The sequence below is a fragment of the uncultured Fibrella sp. genome (assembly GCF_964250085.1).
Lineage (GTDB): Bacteria > Bacteroidota > Bacteroidia > Cytophagales > Spirosomataceae > Fibrella.
Map to the genome: position 1 here is coordinate 1 of NZ_CAXUEC010000011.1, position 22,275 is coordinate 22,275.

A 22,275-nucleotide genomic window follows, 5' to 3' on the forward strand; every position below is an offset into this window, starting at 1 on the left:
ATTGGTAGTTTTTTTACTCCCATGTCGTTTTATGTACGATTCTGTCGAAATACCCAAGAACCTGCGTTACAGCATCGCGCAGCGTTGCATTAGGTACAAGCGAGTAGCCAGCCGATTGTACAGCAAAAATGGCTTCCTGGCTCGTTTTATTGCCTGTGGCTGGTAGACTGCCAATAATCAGCCGCTGGCGGTCTGGCGGAATCATCCGGTAGGGTTCATTGATAATCTGACTGACAGGTACGGATTTGACTGGAAAACAAATAGTTTCCCAATCAGTGGTGGTAAATAGGTGGTTTTTTTCGCTGGCCTTTCTCATGGCATTTTGAGTGGTTTAGTTAGTACTGCCGTTGCGATTGCAACAGTTTAACAACTCAAAATTAGTGGATTGAAAAAGACATTACTAATTGATAATCAGCTATATAAGTCTTTTAATACCCACTTTGTGATGGGTTTACGGAACCCCTTTGGTTACTTGAATTGATCCAAATTATCAATATCTGGTCGGCGGCGGGCGTACACGTCAGGTACAGCTTGTGAGGAACGAATAGGAAATTTCTTTAGGAATAGCTCTACCTCTTTATTCTGGAAGGGGTGGGGCCTGAAAATTTCTTCTGTGTCAATAAAAACCACGTTGTGCTTGATCTGATTGATGTTACCCAGCTTATCCCGTTTGTTGTTGAGCAAATGTTCGTTCGCACGGTCAAATTCCCCGCTGGGTAGTTTGTATTTCCAGTGAATGTAGAGGTAGGTATACCCTCGTCGGTACGTCGAAAAGGCTAATTCATAACTGGCTATGTCGTTAAGGATGGTCAACCATCCCTTCTTCTCGTTGATCAACTCTTCCATTAGCTGCCTGATTCGAGTCGACGAGCTGGTTAGTTGTTTGCCTGGAGCGATATCATTGCCAAATAAAGTCAGGGGAGGAGGGTCCGTGTGGTCAAGTTGCGTTTCTAGACGTGCCAGTCGGAGTTCGATAGACCCAATGAGTTGATGTAAGCGTTGCTGCTTATCTACATTAGTGAGATCACCGTCTTTTAGTACCCAATACTTGTGTTTTGGGAAAAAAGCTATTCTAACCGCCGGCGTATCGTAATTGACCAGTTTTATGGTCTTACAGTCAAAGTCTCGCCACGGCGCAAATTTGGCCCTCTCACGGGTGTCTATGAAGTGTACGGTAACGCCTTCCCAACTTCCATCCAGATCCCAGCGGGTTCTGTCGGCTGTAAGTTTGGGGCAGTCATCAACGACTTGCTGTAGCTGCGTGACTTTATGGGCGTAATCGCGGGGTGTAAGTTTCTGCTTCATTGTTTTACCTCTGGGGTAAAATTAAGACATTTACTAATGCAATATACTTGTCGTTTTTTGTTTTTCCTGTCGGGCTATGCTACTCCAGTCCTATGACGGTTATCCACACCCTAAATGCCGAATTCTGATGGGGGAAACTAAAATAGTAGGAAACAATTTTAGTTAGTATATTATATAAGGAGTAGACCGCCAAAAAGCAAGGTTTGCTAACCCTAACAGCCTTTGAAAAGCAAGTTATGCTGACCCTGTGCTTTTATAAAAGCAAGGGATGCTGTCCATTAAAGCAAGTAAGTTATCCACATCTGTTTTTATTGATTTATTTCGGTAGACACAATAATCAGTGATAAAGAAAAATAAATTTATTTTTCTTTATCACTGATTATCAGTTAATAATAGCCATTACGGTTAGGTGAACAGCTTTTGATTTCCTAAAAAGCAAGAGATACTAACCCAGATTGGACGCCTAAATATTTTGGTTACGCCTTTGTTGGCGTTAAAAAATTAGAAACAGACTATTACCTGTTTCTTATATTTTTGTGTTCATAAGTCATTCTAACTGAGTCATTTTTTATGGCTGATAAGCGCACTAATCAACTGATGTTGCCTTTTGATCTTCAGTACGAGCCTGAACACCGGCAATTTGTTAAGCAGCATTGGAATGTAACGTTTGCCCGTCAGAAGAAGATGAGTGTGCTGGCAAAACGGATCATGGCCAAGGTGATCGATCAGGTACGAGATGACGACATGAGTCTGCGCGAATTCTACCAGATACGCATTCAAGATATTATTGAAGATAGCAGTGTGTCAAAGTCCGGGGCTTATAGTTCTGTACAGGGTGCCCTTTACGAGTTGGCCCAGGTGATCTGGGAATTTGCCAGTCCTGATGACTCTCAATATTATTTGCTGCATTTAGTCGATACGTCCAAACAACATCGGGTGGGCTATCAGGATGGTATTATTACTATCGTCGTAAACCCCCAACTGGCTCCGTATTTCATTCAAATTGCCCATTATACGAAGTACCAGTTAAAAAACTACATGACCTTGCGTAGCTGGTATTCAATGCGTTTTTTTGAGATATTATCAGCTTTCAAGGATACAGGCGAGTGGATCGTCTCGGTGGAAGAGTACCGTATGTTGATGGATTGCTGGCACGAAAAGGACCAAAAGGGAAAAGTGAAAACTGACAAAGAGGGCAATCCGAAAATTAAATACCCTAATGTCAATTCATTGATCAAGTACACAATGACCGAGCCGCTTGAAGAGTTGGCCAACACGGAGTTGGCATTTACTTATGAGCCTATCTATGAGGAGAAGCGGTATGTGAAAGGACGTAAACGGGTAACTGCATTCAAATTTAGGATGACGAGTTTGCCACGTATGACCATACCGGCCAGTTGGCTTACGAACGAAGTAGTTGGCCGGACGATTACCAGTCTTCGCAAGTGGAAAGTATCGGATAAGAATATAGCGCTCTATCTCGAAGATATTGGCACAAAAAAGGCGGGTGAGTTAGTATATGAGTGGCAGATGAAGGAAAACTCAGACAAGCGTATCGATGACAAGATACGTTACTGCAATAAAGTCTTTGTTCATATAGGTAAGCAAGCTCAGCAAAAGTTGAAAGACGAAGTGACGGCCGCTCTCAACCGCATGAGTGAATCGAGTCAGCGAGATATATCTGGAAATACTGTACCGAAATAATCACCCCTCAAAAGAACTGTACCAAGATTGTCTGAGCGCGGCTTTTAGTGGGGTTCGGTGTACTGGTGTAATCACCACTTTAAAACGGTATATTAAAAATACGACAAACAAAGTGTATTAGGAGAGTCAGTAATGGTCTTTAAGTAATGGCCTTGCAGTTGGGCTAGTAAACCAGATAGCCAGCAGCTTCAAATTTTCTTCATAATTCATTCTGAGTTTTGTGGGCAAATCTAACCGCATATGAGATATTATATACTTTTCGGTTTACTACTGCAAGCTGCTGCATCGGCTTTTGGGCAAACGACCCGTTTTATTCGGGTTGAAGACAGCTTAACGCGTGAGCCGATTATCGGTGCCACCATTCGAACGCCTTCCGGTATAAAACCTGTAATTGGCACCGTCACCAATGTTGTCGGCGTAGCAGCGATGCCCAGCATACCAACAAGTGTCACTGCGCTCATGGTGAGTGCTATTGGCTACGAAACAGAATCGTTTCCGATTACCGCTGGTAGTGATACGCTTGTTTTTCAGCTACATAGTCAAGACCAATCGCTGGACGAAGTAACGGTTACCTCTACCCGCACGAATTCGCGCATTGAGGACTTGCCCATCAAAGTTGAAGTACTTGGTCAGGAAGATATGGATGAAGAGAGCGCGGTCGTCCCCGGTAACGTGAGCAGTATTCTGGGTGATATTTCTATCATTCACATCCAGCGTACCTCAGCCGTTAACGGGAATCAGGCCATCCGAATGCAAGGGCTAGATCCTAAATACACGCAGATTCTGCGGGATGGCCTGCCCCTTTATGAAGGATTTTCCGGGAATCTGGGGGTGTTGCAGATTCCGCCATTGGATTTGAAACAGATCGAAGTGGTGAAGGGGTCAGTTTCGACGCTGTACGGCGGAGGCGCGATTGGTGGCATGATCAACATTGTCTCTAAAGCACCAACGTCCGTAGAGCCCCAATTCACCGCTTTGCTGAACCGGTCAAATTTGAAGGAAACCAACCTGAATGTGTACTACTCGCAACGGTATGGTAAAACGGGTCTGACGCTCTTTAGTGGTTATACCCACCAACAAGCCGTAGACGTGACGGGAGACGGCTTTACAGATAGCCCCGAGATTAAGCAGTTCAATTTTCACCCTCGTTTTTTTTGGAATCCCACAGATCATACCAAACTGGACATTGGCTACGCTTTTACCACTGAACATCGCGCAGGTGGTTATCTGCCAGCGCTTGAAGGGTCTCAACCTGCTGCCTATAAAAACGTAACTGATTTGGATCGACATACGGTTGATTTCAATTCCAGCCATAACACGTCGGCAACCAATTTATTGACGTTCAAAGGAGCTTTAAGCACGTTTCACCGGCAGAATACTGACTATCAGAAATTATCGGATGGACGACAGTCATCGGTTTATCTGGAGGGAAATGATTTGGTGCGTTTTGGAAAACATCAGTTCATAGCCGGAGCTAACTTAACGGTTGAAGCTTTCCGCAAAAATCCCGATAGTACCCGTCTGGTCGATTACACATACAACACCGTTGGTGGATTTGTGCAGGATGACTGGCAAGTTGGTGAGAAAATCGCGTTGCAGGCAGGTCTTCGCTTCGATCATCACAACACATTTGGCAGTTTTTTATTACCCCGGCTCTCGGTAAAGCTCAAACCAGCTGACCCCTGGACGGTGCGTTTGAGCGTAGGCACGGGATACAAAACGCCCAACCTATTTGTAAATCAGACGCCCGGCGCGTTGAACGTAAGCCTGATTTTTCCCCGACTGCTTCCTATTGATGTGGCTACGGTGAAAGCAGAAAGGTCTGTCGGTGCCAACATCGACGTGGCTTATTCCAAGAGTTTTGAGAGTGGTTTTTCGGTGCAGGTCGATCAGGCTTTTTACTATACCTACGTTAATTCGCCGGTGGTCTCTGCCTTCGCCAGCTTGTCGAGCAACTTAGGTGCTTATACACAGTTGATCAACGCGCCCTACGATTTGTTTAGTGTTGGAACGGATACCTACGTCCGGCTCGAATATAAAGCGTACGAACTGTATTTCGGCTACAACCACACGCTCGCAAGGCGCGATGGTCCAACGGATAATACGTACCTGCCGCTGGCACCCCAGGACAAGTTTTCAACCACGATTGCCTGGGAAAATGACCACTTCCGGTTTGGTATCGAAACCAGTTATGTGGGCACACAATATCTCTATAACAACCAGAAAGTAGCGAATTACTGGTTCTTTGCCGGAGCCGCCGAATACCATTACAACGATCACTGGCGGCTGGTACTAAACGGGGAAAATATCTTCAATATCAAGCAGGCCAATTACGAAACTGTTGTGGTGGGTACAAACCCGACCGTGCAACCCACCTTTCGCCCGGTTTGGGCACCACTCGAAGGTCGAATCGTGAATCTGGCGTTGAAATTCACGTTGTGATAAAAACACGAGCTTACCCTGAATGTCCAGTCTCGAACCAAATAGCCCGATACTAGTGCATGAGTTTAGGCACTAGTGTCGGGCTATTTGGTTCGAGACTGGACATTCAGTTAGCACAATACCCACAATCAGCCAGCAGGCACCCAACAGGTAACCGCCCAGCACATCGCTCAGGAAATGAACGCCCAGATAGATTCGGCTAAAGCCAACGACCAGAATCAATCCAGCCGCGCACAGGCCGACTAACCACCGGTTCCCTATGCGGCGACGCCCCCGGACCAGCCAGTAACCAAGTAACCCATATAGCGTCATGGCCGTGGCCGAATGCCCACTGGGAAAGGAATAGCCGGATTCTACGTAATAAGCAACCAGTGTGGGTCGCTTGCGAACGAAGGTTCGTTTCCCTACCTGTACAAAAAGCCCAATGCCGGCCATTAGAATCCACAGAACCAGAATATTGCGCTTCTTCTTTTGCCGGTATAGCATGTATGACCCTATCAGAGATAGGCCTATTGTAACATAGCCGGAGCCCAACCAGGTAAGTACATACAGAGCTCGACTAATCGACTGACGGCGGCCCTGAAAGAGCAGTTGAGAAAACCACTCATCCACCTTAATCATAGGCTCGGAATTGACCAGATTCTCGGCAATTTCAGATAGCGTCAATATATTAATGACCAGTAAAGCGGCCAGCACGGTCAGGGGTAAGCCCCGGAATTGCTCAGTCGAAAGCCGTTCAGCTAGCCACCTGGTAAAGCCAGGAAAACGGCTAGCTAACCAGTTGGAGCGACGATGGATCAAGTGTTCGAGTTGAGTGGTCGTCATGCGGTATAAACTCAGTATGAACCGAGGGAAACTACTAGTAATATTCTGAAGTGATGTGGACGTTTAAGGCAGACTACTGCGATTAATTACAGAATCAACACTAACGTACCCCCAATAATCAGGAGGGCTCCGATTGCCGCTTTCCAGGTGAGGACCTCACCCAGGAAAACGACTGATAACAGAATGGCTATGGCCACACTGAGCTTATCGACGGGTGCCACCTGCGACACGTTGCCTAGTTGCAGGGCTTTGAAATAAAATATCCAGGAAAGGCCTGTTGCTATACCCGATAAACCTAGAAATAGCCAGTTCTGGCGGCTTAGCAAGGGTAAGGTATCGATACCGCCCCGCCAGAAAACCAGGCCCCAGGCCACTACAAGAATGACGACGGTTCGGATAGCCGTAGCCAGATCGGTATTCACCCCTTTGATGCCGACCTTAGCCAGTATGGCTGTCAGGGCGGCAAACAAGGCCGAGAGTAACGCATAGATCCACCACATTATCGACAGGGTTTATTGCGTATGAAACTGTATTTATCTGGCTGTGTATTCCAGCACCAGGAACGTTCCGGGCTTCACCGTAGCCCGAGGCCGTGGGTTTTCAGTCGTAGCGGCTGGGACAGCACCATATTCGGCGGTTGTCAGGAAAATGTGGTTGGTTTTGGGATCAATCGTGATCGTGCGGGCACCACGCTGGGTCGTTACCGTTTGAACGGCCTCAAATTGGCCCGGTTTTACTTCCTTCACGACCGTGAGGGTGCCTTCTCCGTTGGAGCTGATGGCCGAACCGGTCGAGGGGTCAAACACGGCGCCATCGGTTCCGCTGCCCGTTGGTACCTGCGCCAGCACCTTGCCTGTTCGCGAATCCAAGACGACCATGACCTTATTGCAGGTGCTGAACAACTGATGATGCGCTTTATCGAAAGCCAGTCCAGTGGGCTCCTCACCCGTTCCTAACTTCCAGTGATGTTTCACCACCAGGGATTTGGCATCGAATACAGCCACTTCATTTTTATCTTCCAGATTGACGAAAATCAGGCCGTGGTCATCGCTAACCGCCGCTTCGGGTGCACCACCCAACTCGACCGTACCGGCTACGTTGCCCGTGGCGGCTTCTACTACAGTGGCGCTATTACCTTCGTTGTTGAAGATAAAGACCCGCTTGGAGAAGGCGTCGTACATGATGGCATCAGGCTTTTTACCCGTCGGAATTTCCTTGATGGCCTTGAATGTGGTCCTGTCAAACATGGTCGCCGTGTTCGGGCGGCCATTCGTGGTGTAGCCAACATTGGTACCAGGCACAACGGTGATACCATGAATACCCGGTGTAGGCGTGATTACCCCAACTTTTTCGTGGCTTTTCAAATCGAGTACCTCAACCTGCGTTCCATGGGATACATAGAGCCGCCCCCCTTCGGTATCGGCCATCAGGTAGTCCCAGCCGCCTTCGCCCCCAATGGTGGTTTTTTTAACAAGTTGATACGTAGCCACCTGAGCGAAGAGTGGGGCCGTTAATGCCAGGCTTATAGCCGTAATCCATACTGTTTTCATCTGATTTTCTTTGTTCTATTGGTTTGTAGTCAAAGGGTAGCTTGTTGGTTTTTATAGGCTAGACGTAACAGACCGGGAAAAATTAAGAGCAGCAAAGGCAGGGCGGCGCAGAACCCACCAATGACGGCAATGGCCAGAGGCTGATGGAGTTGCGCGCCTGTGCCAATACCCAGGGCCAGCGGCATCAGGGCGATAATGGCACTGGTGGCGGTCATAAGTTTAGGACGGATACGGGCTGAGATGGCAAACTCGATGGATTCGGTGACCGGGGCCGTCTGGTGATGAATCGCAAACTGCTGGAACGTGAAAATGGCATTCTCGGCAATGATGCCTACAATCATGATAATTCCTGTATAGCTACCCACATTGAGCGGCGTTTTGGTAATAAACAGGGCAACGAATGAGCCAGAAACACCCAATATTGAAATGAAAAGAATCAAGGCGGCCGCTTTCAAGTCCCGGTATAAAAACAGCAACACTATAAACACCAACAGGGAAGCCGATACCAGAATGAGCAGCAACTCCCGGAACGATTGCTGCTGCTGCGCGTAGGCCCCGCCATACTCAATGTGCTGGCCTGAGGCCAGCGTAATGCCACTGTCAACTTTCTGCTGAATCTCCTTGACAACACTGCCCAAATCACGATTAGCCAGGCTGGACGTTATTGCTACCATCGGCTGCAGGTTTTCCCGCTGAATCTCGGCCGTGCCCGAATCAACCCGCACAGTGGCGAAGTCGCCAAGCAGCCGAGTGCGACCATCGGCGGTAAAAACGGGGCTTTGCTTGAGCAACTGTAAATCGCTGCCTGCATCAGGGTATTTCAGCCGCATTTTGATGAACTGGCTCCCTTCCAGAATATTACCGACTTCGTTGCCTATTAATCGGGTTGTGAGCTGATTTTGAAGGTCGAGCGGTGTTAGGCCAAATTGCAGTAAGGCGCTCGATTTCGGGCTAAAGACCACCGAGGGGCCGGCAATGGTGATGCCATTGAACACATCGGCCGTGCCAGGCACCTGGGTCACAATGTTACTGATCTGATTGGCCAGCGGGTGCAGTTCGGCAGGCTCATTACCAAACACTTTCACTTCTACCGGATTGGGTTCGCTCATTAAATCGCCCAGCATATCGCCGATAACCTGCCCAAAATCGACAGAGAGTCCCGGTTGGGTCGCTTCAATTTTTCTCCGCAAGTCGTCGATGACTTCGTTGGTGGACCGGGTGCGTTCTTTTTTGAGCGAAATCAGGTAGTCACCACCATTGGGCTCGGTAATGAAAAAGCCCATTTGGGCACCCGTCCGCCGCGAATAAGCCGCTACTTCCGGAATAGTCTTTAGTTGTTTATCGACCCCGGTAAGCATCACATTGGTTTCAGCTAGCGACGTCCCCGGTTCGGAATGGTAATCGAGCACGATAGACCCCTCATCCATTTCGGGCAGAAAACCCGTTTCTAACTGACCATAGATCAGGAGAACAGCGGCCGCCATCGCGCCAGCGAGCCCCAGCGCAATCCAGGGACGGTGAATAAAAACGGACAGAGCCTTGCCAATGGCCGGGTGCGTTGCCGCGTCTTTCTGCTTTTTCTTCTTCGACCCGAACAGGCTATAAATCACGGGTAGCCCCAGCCAGGTGATCAGAAATGAGCAGGTGAGCGTAACTACCATTGTCATGGCCAGCACCTTGAAGAACGCGCCCGCCACGCCACTCATTAATGAAAAGGGGATGAAAATAACAATCGTGCTGAGCGAAGACCCAACCATAGCCGGAAAAAGGTAGCTGATAGCCAGCTGAATTGTCTCGACGGTTGGCTTTCCTTCATATTCTTCCTCCGCCCGATGAATCTGCTCCACAATCACGACAGCATCATCGATAATCAGCCCGATAGCTGCTGCAATACCGCCCAGCGTCATAATGTCGAGCGTGTAACCCATCACGAACAGGACCAGGATTGAAGCCGCCAGAATGATGGGAATGGTGATAAGAATGACGATACTGGCTTTCATCGACCGGAGGAATAAGCTGGTGATGATAATGGCGAGTATCAACCCGATAAAAATACTGTCAGTCACACTGCTGACCGCCTCGCTGACAAAGTCAGCCTGCACGTAGGTAGGCGTTAATGTTACATCGGCGGGAAGCAGGTTCTTCAACTCTTTTATTTTCTGACTTACGCCATTACTCAAGCTGATGAGGTTGGCCGACGGCTGTTTGACCACATTGATCAGCACCGTTTCTTTCCCATTGGCTTCAACACGGGTGTATTCCTGCTGATCATGCAGTTCCACCGACGCGACATCGGCCAGACGAAGTACCCGCTGTCCATCGCTACGAATGATGATATTCTCAACATCCTGCCGGGAATGAACCGTCGCATCGGTCAAGGTCAGATAAAGGCGGTGATAATCTGACACTAACCCATCGGACTGGATAAAGTTGGTGTTGCCCAGCGCCGTTGTGATGGCCATCGGGGTAACATTCAAACTCGCCAGTTTGTCGGGCTGGAGCACAATCCAGTATTCTTTTGTGCGCCCCCCCATCACCTGCACATTCGATATACCCGCTACCCGGCTCAGGTATGGGCGGATGGTGTATATCGCCAGCTTGCGTAATTCAATTAAATCGCGGCTTTTCGATTCCAGCGCGAAATCCATCACAGGCAGAATCGACGGGGACATCTTCTCTACCGATAGGATCGTATTTGGCAAGAGCGTATTCTGAACCTGGTTGATTCGGGCATTGACACGTTGCAGCGACACGTCCATATCGGCCGACCAGTTCAGGTAAATAGACAGTTCGGAACTGCCCCGGCTAGTGGTGCTGCGGACCATGTCAACACCTTCAACCTGGTTAACAGCATTTTCGAGCGGTTGTGTAATAGCCACCATCATCAGCTCTACGGGCTGCTCCCCAGCGTCGGCGATGATTTTGATTTTAGGAAACGTGCGCTCGGGAAACAGGGATACCTGTATACTTCTATACGCGAAAATACCACCGACCAGCAGCAGGATAAGCAGCCCCAGAATCGGCTTAAGAAAGCGAAAGAAACCGGATTGGGCGGCAGATTGCTCAGCGGACATGAGCAGGGCGATTTATCGTGATAGTTGCGGTATCGGCCAACCCGTAGCCGCCTTTACTGACAAAGCGGTCCTGAGGCTTAAACCGAGGGCTGAGAATCTCGATCCGTGTCTCGCGCTGAATACCCGTTTTGACCGGTACCCGTATGGCCGTTGTATCGTTGATTAGCTTCATGACCCAGAAGTCAGTCTGAAGTTCATTAGACAGAACGGCTTCTTTAGGCAATGACTGCGCGTTGGTATGCTCCTGATTCGTAAAGGTGATACTGATTTGGAGGCGGGCCGGTAAGACCACTGGCTGGTCAGGTTTTACAACAAACCGCTCGGTCTGAGAAAGCGAGTCGGTAATGGCCAGCGTTCGGGAAATTCGCCCGCCAATGCGTCGGCCATTGGGTAACTGAATGCGGCAGACACTGCCTATATGCACCGCCGAGTCCTGCTCAGCGGGCACTTCGATCAGAAAGACAAACATATCGGGTGCCGAAAATGAAGCCAGTACAGCACCATCCTGCACGTATTCGTTCTCTTCGGCCTGCACCAGGGTAACCAGACCAGCATCGGGAGCGCGAATGATCAACTTACCGATGTTTTTGAGCGTAGGGTCATTCAGGTAGTTTTTGCCCCCCAGCGCATAGGATTCCTTCGTCTGTAGGCCAAATAAAGGGGACCCTTTCCGAAGCTGATCGCCAATTTTGACGTACACTTTGGTCACGTAGCCCGCAATGGGGGATTTTATGTCGCCGCTGGTCAGGTAATAGGTCATACCCCGAAATGTTTTTTCCACCCGGAACGAGTCAGCCTTTACGGTCGTCACCTCCACGGGCGTCTTGGGCCTGGGAGGATCGGCTGCGTCCGCCTGCGTAGTTGTATCGCTGGTCGACGATGAGCCACAGCCGGTAAGCAACAGCGCCAGGATGAACCCGATCCAATAAACTGTTTTAATGAAATGCTGAAGCATGAATGAGGTTTCTACGTTAGAAATTGCGGTAGTTGAACGTATTGATATAGCGTTGCTGCTGGACCGTTAATTGATTCAGGGTCAATTTAACATTGAGGTATCGCTGCACGATGAGCAGGTAATCGATAGCCGATATGTCGCCTCGATAAAGCCGTGTCTGGCTGATCGTCAGCAGGTTTTCGACGTCCGTATTTTGTTTTTCGGTTAAACCAATCAGAGTCTGATTCACGCGCAATTGCTCATTGACTGTTCGCAGTTGCAGGTTGAAGCGATTGATGTACTGATTGCGGTAATTCTGGATGGTGAGCTGGGCTACGTCAAGTTTCTGGTATTGCAGCTTTCTCTGGTTCCCGTCGTAGATGGGCATCACGAAGTTTAAGCCAATACTGTAGCCAAAACGCCGGGTAATCAGGTCGGGGCTAATAGCGTTTGTGCCGGCGTTGACGACCAAATCCAGCGCGGGTCGATAAAAGATGTCGATGACCCGGCGGTTCCGTTCCACAAGGACACTGTCGTACCGGTAGCGGAGAAAATACGGATTGCCATCGAGTGTGAAGCGGGCCTGAGGCGTCAGGGCCGGCTTTTCGAGCCGTACCAGCCCCGCTTCGGGAATATTGCAGAGTGTATTGAGGGCCAGTATGTCCTGGAGGAACTGTACTTTGGCCCCTTCATAATTTACTTCGCTTTGTTGCCAGTCGACCCGAAACGCCAGATAGTCCGACTGGTTGAACAGGGCCTTACGAAGTAGTTCTTTCAATATGTCGTTCTGGCGGGATAAAATCTGGTATAAACCGCCGAAAATGACCATCTGCTGGTAGTCCTGATAGGCCGTCAGGTACAGGTCGATAATGGCTTTTTGCAGATCGTTCTGGTTGATGTGAACGATGTTGACCAGCGAGTCGCGCACAGCTGTATTTAAGTTGTTCTGAATCCGCAGATTCCGGCGATACAGCAGATTTCGATTTGCCTGGATCACAGCGGTATATTGCCCCCCGTTGGTCGTGTTTTGGTCATAGCCCCATTTCGCGCCGGCGGGTGCGTAGAGGTACTGGCCAACAGCCTGAACATACGGTTTATTAAGGGCCACATTAATAAGGCTGTCGAACCGATTTAAGGCAATCGAGTTGACATTCTCTTTCAGCAGGGGGCTGTTTACAAGCCCGTATTCAAGGTAATAATCCAGGTTTCGGTGAACCAGGGTATCTTGTCCGTATCCGGAAATAGCTTGCGTGACAAGCCAGACAGTCACCAGTATAAATAGTCTGTATGCGCGCATATGCTTAGTCAGAGGGCCTGATTTCGTAATGCCGGGTATTCGGCAAGCTCAAGCATTTGTTTGTAGTATTGCCGGGCCTGTTTTTCCTGCCCTTCCTGCCTGGCCACCCGCGCTAGTACCTGAAAGGCATAGGCCCGCACGGTTTCGTCGCGCACCGAACTCCGCACCACCTCCCCGGCAAACGTCCGGGCAGTGGACCGCTGGCCAAGTTCCAGCGCATAACGGGCCTTCAAGAGCGTTCCCATCTGCTGGTAGGCTGGCTCCGGGGCGGCCATCAGCTGCGCAATCAGGGCTGGTATAGAGTCAACTTGATGGGCACTCAACAGGGCTTCGGCATATTTATACCGCCAATACGGGTTATCCGGGTAGTGTACAATCAATTGCGCCAGATAGGGAAGAGCGGATGTTGGCTTGTTTTCGTAGTCGGTCAATAGGTGCGTCAGGTATAGAATGGCTTCTGTTCGCACAAACAGGGCCTTTTGGGTAGCCAGCTGAAGTTGACTCATCCCCAGCCTTTTATCCCCGGCAGCCATTACCCAGGCAACCGTTTTATAAAATGGATGAATTTCCGGGTACACGTCACGATAGAAATTGTAGAGTCCCGTTGAGAGGTAAAAGTCGGGGTATTGCTGCTGGAAAGCCTTGCCTTTCTGAATGTACGGATACGCATTTTTAGCGTGCCGAATAACGGCGAACGTTTCGTGCTCGTAATGGCTAATTTTAGCGAGCATAGCCTCGGCCGTGAAGTACAAAAACACCGCTTCCGGACGTTCTGAACCGTTGGTTTTGGTTTGGGCTTTCTGCCAGTCGTCTGCTTTTTGGGCGGCCAGTTCCAGTTGTTGCAGACAACGCTGCTTCAGTTTACCATCGATGCGGGCGGGGAACCACTGGTAAAACAGACGTACTCCCCGCATCAGGTCAACGGCCGGATGCCCCGGCGTTAGCTTCTCTAAACGGGCGAAGGCGGCCTCAGCGGCCGTAAACTGGTTATCATATACCTGATCGAGCCCGGCCGTTAACAAAGCCCAACCCGCGGGATTGGTGTTAATCATCGAATACTGCGCCAGAACACGGCCGTGGAGCAGAACGGCCGTGCAGACAACCATCAGGACGTTTAAGAAGCAGGTTCGTGCCAGCATAGTCAAAAGTCTTTCGATTTGTGCCGAACTATCTTTCGTTTTAGCCACGGATAAACCTGATAGGCTATCTCGCTGGAAAGTAGGCCAATCCCCGCGCCAACCAGTACGTCTGATATCCAGTGTTTGTCATTCGTCATTCGTAAGAGTCCCGTTGTGGCCGCCATTGCATAGCCACCGATCGGAATAAGGGAACTGGCCCCGCCAAACTCCCGGTCGAGCAACCCTGCTCCTGTAAAAGCCAGGGCGGTATGGCCTGAGGGAAATGAAAACGAGTCAGACCCATCCGGTCGGCCTTCATGGGTGGCCTCTTTTAGGCCCAGCACCACTACGCTCATGATGCCGTGAGCCATCAGAGCTATACCAGCCCGGTCAAGGGGAAGTGAACGGCCCTTTACACCCGCCAGACTTAAACCGGTCCAGACCGCCATAGGCCCATATTGCAGAAAATCGTCAGCATGAGTACGGAAATGCAGTTTATCCTGAAGCTCACTCCGTACGTAAAACCGGTCGAAATGACTGTTTGGGTAATCGGGTGATAAGCTTACGCCAGCGGGTATGAGCACCGCTGGCATAACCCAGCGAAACGTGGCGGGCCGGGCAGGCATACTATCCCACTGCACGCGCAGTGGAACCTCCCTGATTGATTGCCCAATTGATGGGATCAGCGTTGCCAGCGATAGCCAGCAGAGCATCATCCAAGAAGTGAGCAAGGGACCTGATTTTCGGCTAAATTTCAGCATTCGTTGAGTTATAATAAGGCGTCGCTCTTTATTGATACAGCATCAGGCTAGACGAATTTTGCCTGTTTTGGTTGGGATGGAGCGAAGTAAAGGAGGAAACCTTAAGAGAATCTGTAGCCAGCCCAGGAGGAAGCATGCTCAGTTGTCTTCAATATGTCTTCAGTTTTATGGCTGTACTTTGAGAGAAAAGCTGAACAAGGGCCATGAAAATTTTACTGATAGAAGATGAACCGTCGCTATTGGTAGCTATGCGGCACTATTTAGAGGAGGAGCGATATATCGTATCAACGGCCAGCACGTTCCGCATAGCCTCCGAAAAAGTGCACGATCATGACTATGATTGCATCGTAGTGGACATTACGCTGCCCGATGGGAATGGGCTAGCGGTGGTGAAAGCGCTGAAAGAGGCCCATTCGCAGGCGGGCATCATTATTGTATCGGCCAAAAACTCGTTAGATGATAAACTTACCGGCCTGGAATTAGGGGCTGATGACTATCTGACCAAACCGTTTCATCTGCCTGAATTAAACGCCCGGATTCGGGCATTGATGCGGCGGCGGCAACATGAAGGGGAAACGCAACTCGTTTTCGGGGCTATCACGATCGTACCCAGCCGTAAGCAGACGCTCGTGAGTAATCAACTGGTTGAACTAACAGGTAAAGAATATAACCTCCTCTTATTCCTGATGACGAACAAGCATCGGCTTCTATCGAAGGCGGCCATTGTGGAACATGTTTGGGGCGATTACATAGATAGCAGCGACTCGCATGACTTTCTGTACACCCATGTTCGAAACCTACGCCGAAAACTGCTTGACGCCGGTAGCCCGGATTACATTACCACGCGTTACGGAGCAGGGTATATTTTCACGGAAGGCTGATGAAACTGCTTCATAAAACAGCCCTCTCCCTCCTGCTGGCGTCGCTACCCATTGCGCTTGGAGGCGTTTTTCTCTTGAATTATTACATTCACCGGTATATTCTGCACGAGATCGATGAGTTATTATTGATTGAACTCACGCAGGTGAAAGAACAACTAAATCAACATCCACCCGCTGCCACCTACTTTCCGGGTTGGGATCCGAATGTACGGGTTTCAATCGCTACCAGGCCACAACATCAACCTGACGCTGTATTCAAAGACTCTAGTGCCTTTAACGCACTGGAAAAAGAACAAATGCCCGTCCGTATGCTCCGCTCTACCTACTCAGTCGGTAGCCGGACGTATACCATAACGCTTCAGCAATCGTATCTGGAGTTTGATGAAATCGCCAGTGCTTTATCGGTGGGTGTTATTGTTTGTTTTCTACTGGTTGTGTTGCTGCTGATCCTGACCGATGTACTGGTTTCCCGGCGTATCTGGCAGCCCTTCTACAAAATCATCCGTCAACTTCAGCAGTATCGTATAGACCAGCCCGAGGAGACCGTATTTCCAGACAGCGATGTGTCCGAATTTGGTCTGCTTAGCAAATCGTTGGATGAGATGAGCCGTCGAACGCGCCATCAATATGCGCAGCAGAAACAATTCACGGATAACGCCTCGCACGAAATGCAGACACCCCTCAGCGTGTTATCCTTCGAATTAGACTTATTGCAACAGTCGAAGCAATTGACCGAAACGGACCTCGACCGAATTCAGCGCTCACAGCAGGTTATTAAGCGTTTATCGGCTATGAATCAATCGTTGCTGTTACTGGCCAAAATAGATAATCATCAGTTTGCCCGCAACGAATCGGTAAATATTGGTGAGCTAATCGCACACTTGGTAGCCAACTACAGCGATTTTATGGCTCACAAAGGCATGTCTGTTACCCAGTCGATTGATAGTAGCGTGTGCAGACCCCTGAACCGGCAGTTGGCCGATGTACTTTTCTCCAATTTAATAAAAAACGCTGTCCGCCATGGTGATCCGGATAGTACTATCCGGATACAAGTGAATGCGGCCAGTTTTATGATCAGCAATGAAGGCGAACCATTGCCTTTCCCCCAACAGTATCTTTTCCAGCGCTTCATTCGGAATCAGGCACTGGCTCAGTCCACAGGCCTTGGATTGGCCATAGTCAAAGAAATTGTGGAGCAGTATAGCATGAAAGTGCACTACAATTATTCGCCGTCTATGCGACGGCATACCTTCCAAATTATGTTCTAAAGAAGGCCGGTTAAAACTTCATAATTACTTTAGAATGCAGTGGTACGTTTATGTCCTCATCTAAATTAAAGAGGAAACACATGAGAAAGACCCTGCTTGTCGGCGCCCTGGCGTCACTGACTTTAACCTGTCTGGCACCTGCTGCCTTTGCCAAAAATGAGTTGTCAGGCGTAGCCACTGTTGGTATCGACGTTCCTGCGGCTACCAAAGCCGCTGTTGCCCGGCTGTATCCGGGCGCGAAGGGCGTGAAATGGGAGAAAGAAGACGGAAACTATGAAGCTGGTTTAACGCATAATGGCAAGGAGCTGTCGCTGGTTATTGATGCCAAAGGCAACGTGCTGGAAACAGAGACGACCATTGCCGTGTCGGCGCTGCCCGCGCCTGTCCAGGCTTACGTAACAAAACACCATGCCGGTAAGAAAATTAAAGAGGCCGCCGAAATTGTTGATGCCAAAGGAAAGAAAACGTACGAAGCACAGGTTGGTGGAAAGGATTTAATCTTCGACGAGAAAGGAACCCCAATCAAATAAAAAGTTAGTTGAGCCGCATTGTGTTCGCTATTCGGTATAAGCCAGGCAGAACACAATGCGATTTCGTATATGCTTCCACTTCATCAATACTCACGTTATGCGGCTTACCGTTACCGGTTCTCTCCTTTTACTCACTTCGGCTGTCTCGCTGGCACAAACACCAACAGCAGGTAGTGACTCCATTCCGCCCCCTGTAGCTCCCCTGAGCCAGCCAGCATCCTTGTCGATAGGCGAAACGGCTGTGAAAGGGAAAGCTAAAATTATGGGCTATGTAGTCGACTCTGCCCTCACTAAATCAGTTGAATATACCACGATAGCCGTATATAATGCCCTAACCAACGTACTCGTTGATGGGACGGTAGCCGATGAAAAGGGCAAATTTACTATCAACCGCCTGGCGCCAGGCACCTACAAACTACTACTTTCTTTTGTGGGCTATACCAGCAAAACGACTGAGAATATATCGATTACCAGCGGTGAGACCAAAGATATGGGGGTTATTCGGCTTAGAGCTACCACCCGTATCCTGAATGAGGTAACCGTGATGGGTAAAAAGGCCCTGGTGGAAGATAAGGTTGACCGGCTGATTTATAATGCGGATAGCGATTTATCGGCGAAAGGGGGCGATGCAACAGATATTCTTAAAAAGGTACCAATGCTATCGGTGGATCTGGCGGGGAATGTATCCTTACAAGGCAGTTCCAACGTACGGGTATTGATCAACAACAAGCCTTCATCCATTCTGGCGGGAAACCTGGCAGATGCCCTGCGGCAAATTCCAGCTGATCTCATTAAGACGGTGGAAGTGATTACATCGCCTTCGGCTAAATATGATGCCGAAGGAAGTGGAGGCATCATCAATATCATTACCAAGAAAAATACCCTACAGGGACTCCACCTTGATGTAGATGGCGGTGTCGGTAACCGGACCTCAACCCTGGGTTTGAACGGCAGTTTCCGGCATGGGAAGCTGGGCGTAAACCTGAACGGCAATGGTCGGGGGGTTTATAATAAATCGGCTTCCGACCTGAAGCAGACCACTTTTCTGGGCGAATCTATCCCCCCTGTCCAGACTCGTCAACATGCAGAGGGCTTCGATAGGGGTTTGTTTGGGCAATACGCCCTGGGGCTGGACTACGACCTGGCCAAAAATCAATCGCTGACGGCAGGGGTTCGTTTTGGGGTACGGGACCTGAACCGCGATCAGCATCTGGCCAGCAGTATAGTAAATGGGGACGTTGCGGGGACACCATCGAGACGCGATGTGTATAGCCAGGATCTATCCAATTCGGTGGATATGAACGTCGATTATCTGCATACCTACCCCAGCACCGACGATGGAGCCCAGAAAGAGCTGAGCTTTTCTTCCCAGTATAGGCAGACTAACCTGACCAACAATTTTGACGCGGATAATCTGGATACGACTGGCATACTGAGGAGTCGACAGCGAAATCTGAATGTCAATACCAATCAGGAGTTCGTGCTCCAAATGGATTACCAGACGCCAATAGGCATAGGGCAGCAACTGGAGTTTGGCGGTAAAGAGACCTACCGGCAGGTGAACAGCCAGTATCGGTATTTAGCCGCCGGACCCCTGTCCGATTTTATTACTGACAGCAAAAGGCCTGAAGGGTTCCTGGATTATAATCAGAACATTGCCGCTGCCTACCTGTCCTACACGCTGACAACGCGGAACAAAATAAGTCTTAAGGCAGGGGTGCGCTATGAGTATACGAGTATTCAGGCACTGGCAGGGGGGCAGGGACCCATTTCGATTCCAGACTACGGCAAACTGGTTCCCAGCATTAATCTCTCGAAAAAAATCAACGAGACAACCACTGTCAAACTGGCTTATAACCGCCGGATTCAACGCCCGGACATTCAGGATCTGAACCCCAATTTTAACACGGCCAATCCGCTTAGTATCCGTATCGGGAACCCGTATTTAAAGCCCGAAATTGCCGACCGGATTGAGTTTGGTTATAGCACGTTCGTCAAAAAGACGTATCTGAACCTGACGCTTTATGCCCGGCTTAATACCGATGATATTCAGTCGGTCAGCCAGCGCTCAGACACGCTTATAGGCGCGGTGGTTACCCGTGTTCAAAATATCGGTAAGGAGTACAACTATGGAACTAACCTCTTCGGCACAGTGACTATTACCCCCAGGTGGAGTGTCAATACGAACATCGATATCATGTACCGGTACATTAGTGGTTTGGCGCTCGATTTGAGGGGCTTATCCGTTACCCTCAGTAACACAGGTGTTCGCTGGGGTGGCCGCCTAGATACCCAAGTACAGTTTGACAAGGGGTGGGCGATTCAGGCTAACTTTGGCTATCGGGGGCGTGACATTCAACTACAGGGCTACCGCATTGGGTTTGCCCAATATTCGCTGGGGGCACGCAAGGAATTTACCAGTAAACGTGGTAGCCTTGGGTTGACAGCTGAGAATTTTCTCACCAACGGCATGCAGTTTACATCGGTATTAAATTCAGCACAGTTCAACCAGGATTTTCGACAATATATCTACAACTCTAATATCCGATTGACCTTCAGCTATAAACTGGGTACGTTGAACGGGGCTAAGGTGAAGAAAGGGAAGTCGGGGGATGGTGACGATGAGCCAAGCTGAGGGCTAAAACGAATGGGCTACACGAGTAGTAGGTAAGCCGAGGAAGTATCAGGGTTAAGTGAGGGAGAGACATTACTACTCCATCACCATCGAAGAATAGTAGTGTTTTTGCCAGTACAGTCAAGCATACGTACATCATTCATAATCAATCTATTATTGAGTGATTGCATACCTGCTTACGGAATCATCTCTGATCGGTTTGGTAGGCTGATTTTAGGCCTTTTCTGGCAACAAATCTTTGTTATTTTCACAAAACTACGGCTTATACCAACACAAGCCGTAGTTTTGTGAAAAATGATCGACTGATCTCCTGCGTTATGAATCAGATATTGCTGGCTGACTTTTTCCAGACTCATGGCGGCATTCTTCGTACCCGACAGTTACAGGCTGGCGGCTTTAGTCACTATCACCTCAATCCACTCATCCAGCAGGGAAAGATTCTAAAGGTTAAACGGGGCCTCTATAAGTGGCAAACAGCCGATCAGACTGAACTGCCCGAAGTGGCCAGCATCGTTCCAAGCGGGGTGTTTTGTTTGTTGACTGCTGGGACGCACTACGACCTGACGACCTTTAGCGCGTCGGCCTATTACGTCGCCATCCCCCGAAAAGCGAAAGTGACCCTGCCCGACTACCCACCCATAAAACTCTACTACTGGAATGAAACCGCTTACCAGCTAGGACGAACTACTGTTATCCTCAACGGGACGGTACTGCCCATTTATGATAAGGAAAAAACAGTGTGCGATTTTCTGCGGCAACGCCATAAACTGGGACTCGATGTCGCCAAAGAGGTACTTACCAACTACCTTCGGCGGCCGGATCGCCAGATTGCCCGGCTGGTGGAGTATGCCAGTCAACTTGGTTTGAGCCAGTATGTTGATACGACACTAAATGTGCTGTTGTGAAAAACACGACCGCGTCCATTCAGCACCAGTTGAAACAGCTGGCTGTAACCGAAAATAAGGCCTACCAGCTTATCCTAACTCGTTATTTTCAAGAACGGTTGTTGTTTCGCCTGGCTACGTCCTCTTATGAAACTCAGTTCTGTTTGAAAGGCGGCACATTGCTCTACGCCATCGAGCAGCAGAAAAGTCGACCTACGCTGGACATTGATTTGCTGGCTATTGGTCTAACCCGTGAGACGAGTCGGTTGCCAGCCATATTTAGGGAGATTGGCAGCATTAGCTGCGAAACGGATGGTGTACGCTTCGACACTACCAGCCTGACTACCGAGCCAATCACCAAGGTCGGCCCGTATCCGGGCGCACGGCTGAAGTTCCCCGCCAACCTGGGGAACATTCGACAAGTGATGCAGATTGATATTGGCTTCGGGGATGTGGTAACGCCTGCTCCCGTGCTAATGAGCTACCCGACGCTATTGGCTATGGAGCCGCCGCAGCTACTGGCTTATTCGTTGGAAACGGTCATCGCTGAGAAATTTGATGCCATGATTGACCTGGCGGAGATCAACAGCCGGATGAAAGACTTTTATGACGTCTACCAGTTGTTGTCCGGGGAGCGGTACACGGACACCATGCTCGTCGAAGCCATCCGGCAGACGTTCCGGTGGCGGCAGACGATGGTCAGTGCCAATCACCCGCTTTTTAGCCCAGGCTTCTCCCGTGATCCTCGCCGTAACAGTCAGTGGCAGGCCTTTCTGCGAAAAACAGGCTTGGCCAATTCGCTAGCCTTCATCGACGTCATGAACTTAATTACCGTCAAATTGCTGCCCGTTTACCAACTCCTGGTCAGAGAAGCTGATAGTAAGCCTACAATCTGATTAGGATGGCAGGCTAAGCAACTCCTGTATCATGGCTAAAAAAGAAGCCCAACTGCTACTAGTTGGGCTTCTTTTTTAGCCAAATGTGTGTCCCGAAACTTCGACTGATTATAACAGGACAAGCCTCACGAAAAGTGATCAAAATTCCCTCAAAACGCTCATTTTTTGCTG

The 22,275-nt window shown here is 49.4% G+C and carries 18 protein-coding genes; 8 read left to right on the top strand and 10 right to left on the bottom strand.

What is annotated here, in order from left to right:
- Window positions 1-13: 13 nt before the first annotated feature.
- Together ACFE8Q_RS25770 and ACFE8Q_RS25775 are read right to left on the bottom strand one after the other, a co-directional pair.
- Window positions 14-316 carry a hypothetical protein gene (locus ACFE8Q_RS25770; protein ID WP_375448330.1) on the bottom strand — a complete coding sequence of 101 codons (303 nt, stop codon included), beginning with the start codon at window positions 314-316 and terminating at the stop codon, window positions 14-16.
- Between the two features lie 152 nt (window positions 317-468).
- Window positions 469-1,305 carry a hypothetical protein gene (locus tag ACFE8Q_RS25775; protein ID WP_375448331.1) on the bottom strand — a complete coding sequence of 279 codons (837 nt, stop codon included), beginning with the start codon at window positions 1,303-1,305 and terminating at the stop codon, window positions 469-471.
- Window positions 1,306-1,875: 570 nt separating this feature from the next.
- Between ACFE8Q_RS25775 and ACFE8Q_RS25780 the strand changes: the two genes are divergently transcribed.
- Window positions 1,876-3,009 (top strand): replication initiation protein, encoded by a 1,134-nt coding sequence (locus tag ACFE8Q_RS25780; RefSeq protein ID WP_375448332.1) that lies wholly within the window; start codon window positions 1,876-1,878, stop codon window positions 3,007-3,009.
- Window positions 3,010-3,249: 240 nt separating this feature from the next.
- Window positions 3,250-5,451, top strand: a complete 2,202-nt coding sequence (locus tag ACFE8Q_RS25785; RefSeq protein ID WP_375448333.1) for a TonB-dependent receptor domain-containing protein — start codon at window positions 3,250-3,252, stop codon at window positions 5,449-5,451.
- A 72-nt stretch (window positions 5,452-5,523) separates the two neighbouring features.
- Here ACFE8Q_RS25785 and ACFE8Q_RS25790 read toward each other — a convergent pair whose 3' ends face one another.
- From ACFE8Q_RS25790 to ACFE8Q_RS25825, 8 genes are all read right to left on the bottom strand, one after another.
- The gene (locus ACFE8Q_RS25790) at window positions 5,524-6,276 is read right to left on the bottom strand and encodes a phosphatase PAP2 family protein (RefSeq protein WP_375448334.1); all 753 of its coding nucleotides are present in this window, start codon (window positions 6,274-6,276) and stop codon (window positions 5,524-5,526) included.
- Window positions 6,277-6,362: 86 nt separating this feature from the next.
- Window positions 6,363-6,776: an EamA family transporter gene (locus tag ACFE8Q_RS25795; RefSeq protein WP_375448335.1), complete on the bottom strand. Its 414-nt coding sequence runs from the start codon at window positions 6,774-6,776 to the stop codon at window positions 6,363-6,365.
- Between the two features lie 33 nt (window positions 6,777-6,809).
- Entirely contained in the window at window positions 6,810-7,826 is a 1,017-nt protein-coding gene (locus tag ACFE8Q_RS25800; protein WP_375448336.1) for a YncE family protein, read from the bottom strand.
- A 29-nt stretch (window positions 7,827-7,855) separates the two neighbouring features.
- Window positions 7,856-10,900 (bottom strand): efflux RND transporter permease subunit, encoded by a 3,045-nt coding sequence (locus tag ACFE8Q_RS25805; protein WP_375448337.1) that lies wholly within the window; start codon window positions 10,898-10,900, stop codon window positions 7,856-7,858.
- Window positions 10,890-11,855 carry an efflux RND transporter periplasmic adaptor subunit gene (locus tag ACFE8Q_RS25810; protein WP_375448338.1) on the bottom strand — a complete coding sequence of 322 codons (966 nt, stop codon included), beginning with the start codon at window positions 11,853-11,855 and terminating at the stop codon, window positions 10,890-10,892. The genes ACFE8Q_RS25805 and ACFE8Q_RS25810 overlap by 11 nt, the downstream gene beginning before the upstream one ends.
- A gap of 16 nt (window positions 11,856-11,871) precedes the next feature.
- On the bottom strand, window positions 11,872-13,131 hold the full coding sequence (locus tag ACFE8Q_RS25815; protein ID WP_375448339.1) for a TolC family protein: 1,260 nt from the start codon (window positions 13,129-13,131) through the stop codon (window positions 11,872-11,874).
- Between the two features lie 8 nt (window positions 13,132-13,139).
- Window positions 13,140-14,270 (bottom strand): hypothetical protein, encoded by a 1,131-nt coding sequence (locus tag ACFE8Q_RS25820; RefSeq protein ID WP_375448340.1) that lies wholly within the window; start codon window positions 14,268-14,270, stop codon window positions 13,140-13,142.
- 2 nt (window positions 14,271-14,272) lie between these two features.
- A complete protein-coding gene (locus ACFE8Q_RS25825; RefSeq protein ID WP_375448341.1) occupies window positions 14,273-14,980 on the bottom strand; it encodes a phosphatase PAP2 family protein in 708 nt (235 codons plus the stop codon).
- Window positions 14,981-15,213: 233 nt separating this feature from the next.
- Here ACFE8Q_RS25825 and ACFE8Q_RS25830 point away from each other — a divergent pair, with 233 nt between their 5' ends.
- The 6 genes from ACFE8Q_RS25830 (at window position 15,214) to ACFE8Q_RS25855 (ending at window position 22,104) form a co-directional block, all read left to right on the top strand.
- Complete coding sequence (locus ACFE8Q_RS25830; RefSeq protein WP_375448342.1) at window positions 15,214-15,891, top strand: response regulator transcription factor; 678 nt, start codon at window positions 15,214-15,216, stop codon at window positions 15,889-15,891.
- Window positions 15,891-17,159, top strand: a complete 1,269-nt coding sequence (locus ACFE8Q_RS25835; protein WP_375448343.1) for a sensor histidine kinase — start codon at window positions 15,891-15,893, stop codon at window positions 17,157-17,159. The genes ACFE8Q_RS25830 and ACFE8Q_RS25835 overlap by 1 nt, the downstream gene beginning before the upstream one ends.
- 80 nt (window positions 17,160-17,239) lie before the next feature.
- Window positions 17,240-17,689: a PepSY-like domain-containing protein gene (locus tag ACFE8Q_RS25840; protein WP_375448344.1), complete on the top strand. Its 450-nt coding sequence runs from the start codon at window positions 17,240-17,242 to the stop codon at window positions 17,687-17,689.
- A gap of 97 nt (window positions 17,690-17,786) precedes the next feature.
- The gene (locus ACFE8Q_RS25845) at window positions 17,787-20,324 is read left to right on the top strand and encodes a TonB-dependent receptor domain-containing protein (RefSeq protein ID WP_375448345.1); all 2,538 of its coding nucleotides are present in this window, start codon (window positions 17,787-17,789) and stop codon (window positions 20,322-20,324) included.
- 317 nt (window positions 20,325-20,641) lie between these two features.
- The gene (locus ACFE8Q_RS25850; protein ID WP_375448346.1) at window positions 20,642-21,229 is read left to right on the top strand and encodes a type IV toxin-antitoxin system AbiEi family antitoxin domain-containing protein; all 588 of its coding nucleotides are present in this window, start codon (window positions 20,642-20,644) and stop codon (window positions 21,227-21,229) included.
- Window positions 21,226-22,104 carry a nucleotidyl transferase AbiEii/AbiGii toxin family protein gene (locus tag ACFE8Q_RS25855; protein WP_375448347.1) on the top strand — a complete coding sequence of 293 codons (879 nt, stop codon included), beginning with the start codon at window positions 21,226-21,228 and terminating at the stop codon, window positions 22,102-22,104. The genes ACFE8Q_RS25850 and ACFE8Q_RS25855 overlap by 4 nt, the downstream gene beginning before the upstream one ends.
- Window positions 22,105-22,275: the final 171 nt, after the last annotated feature.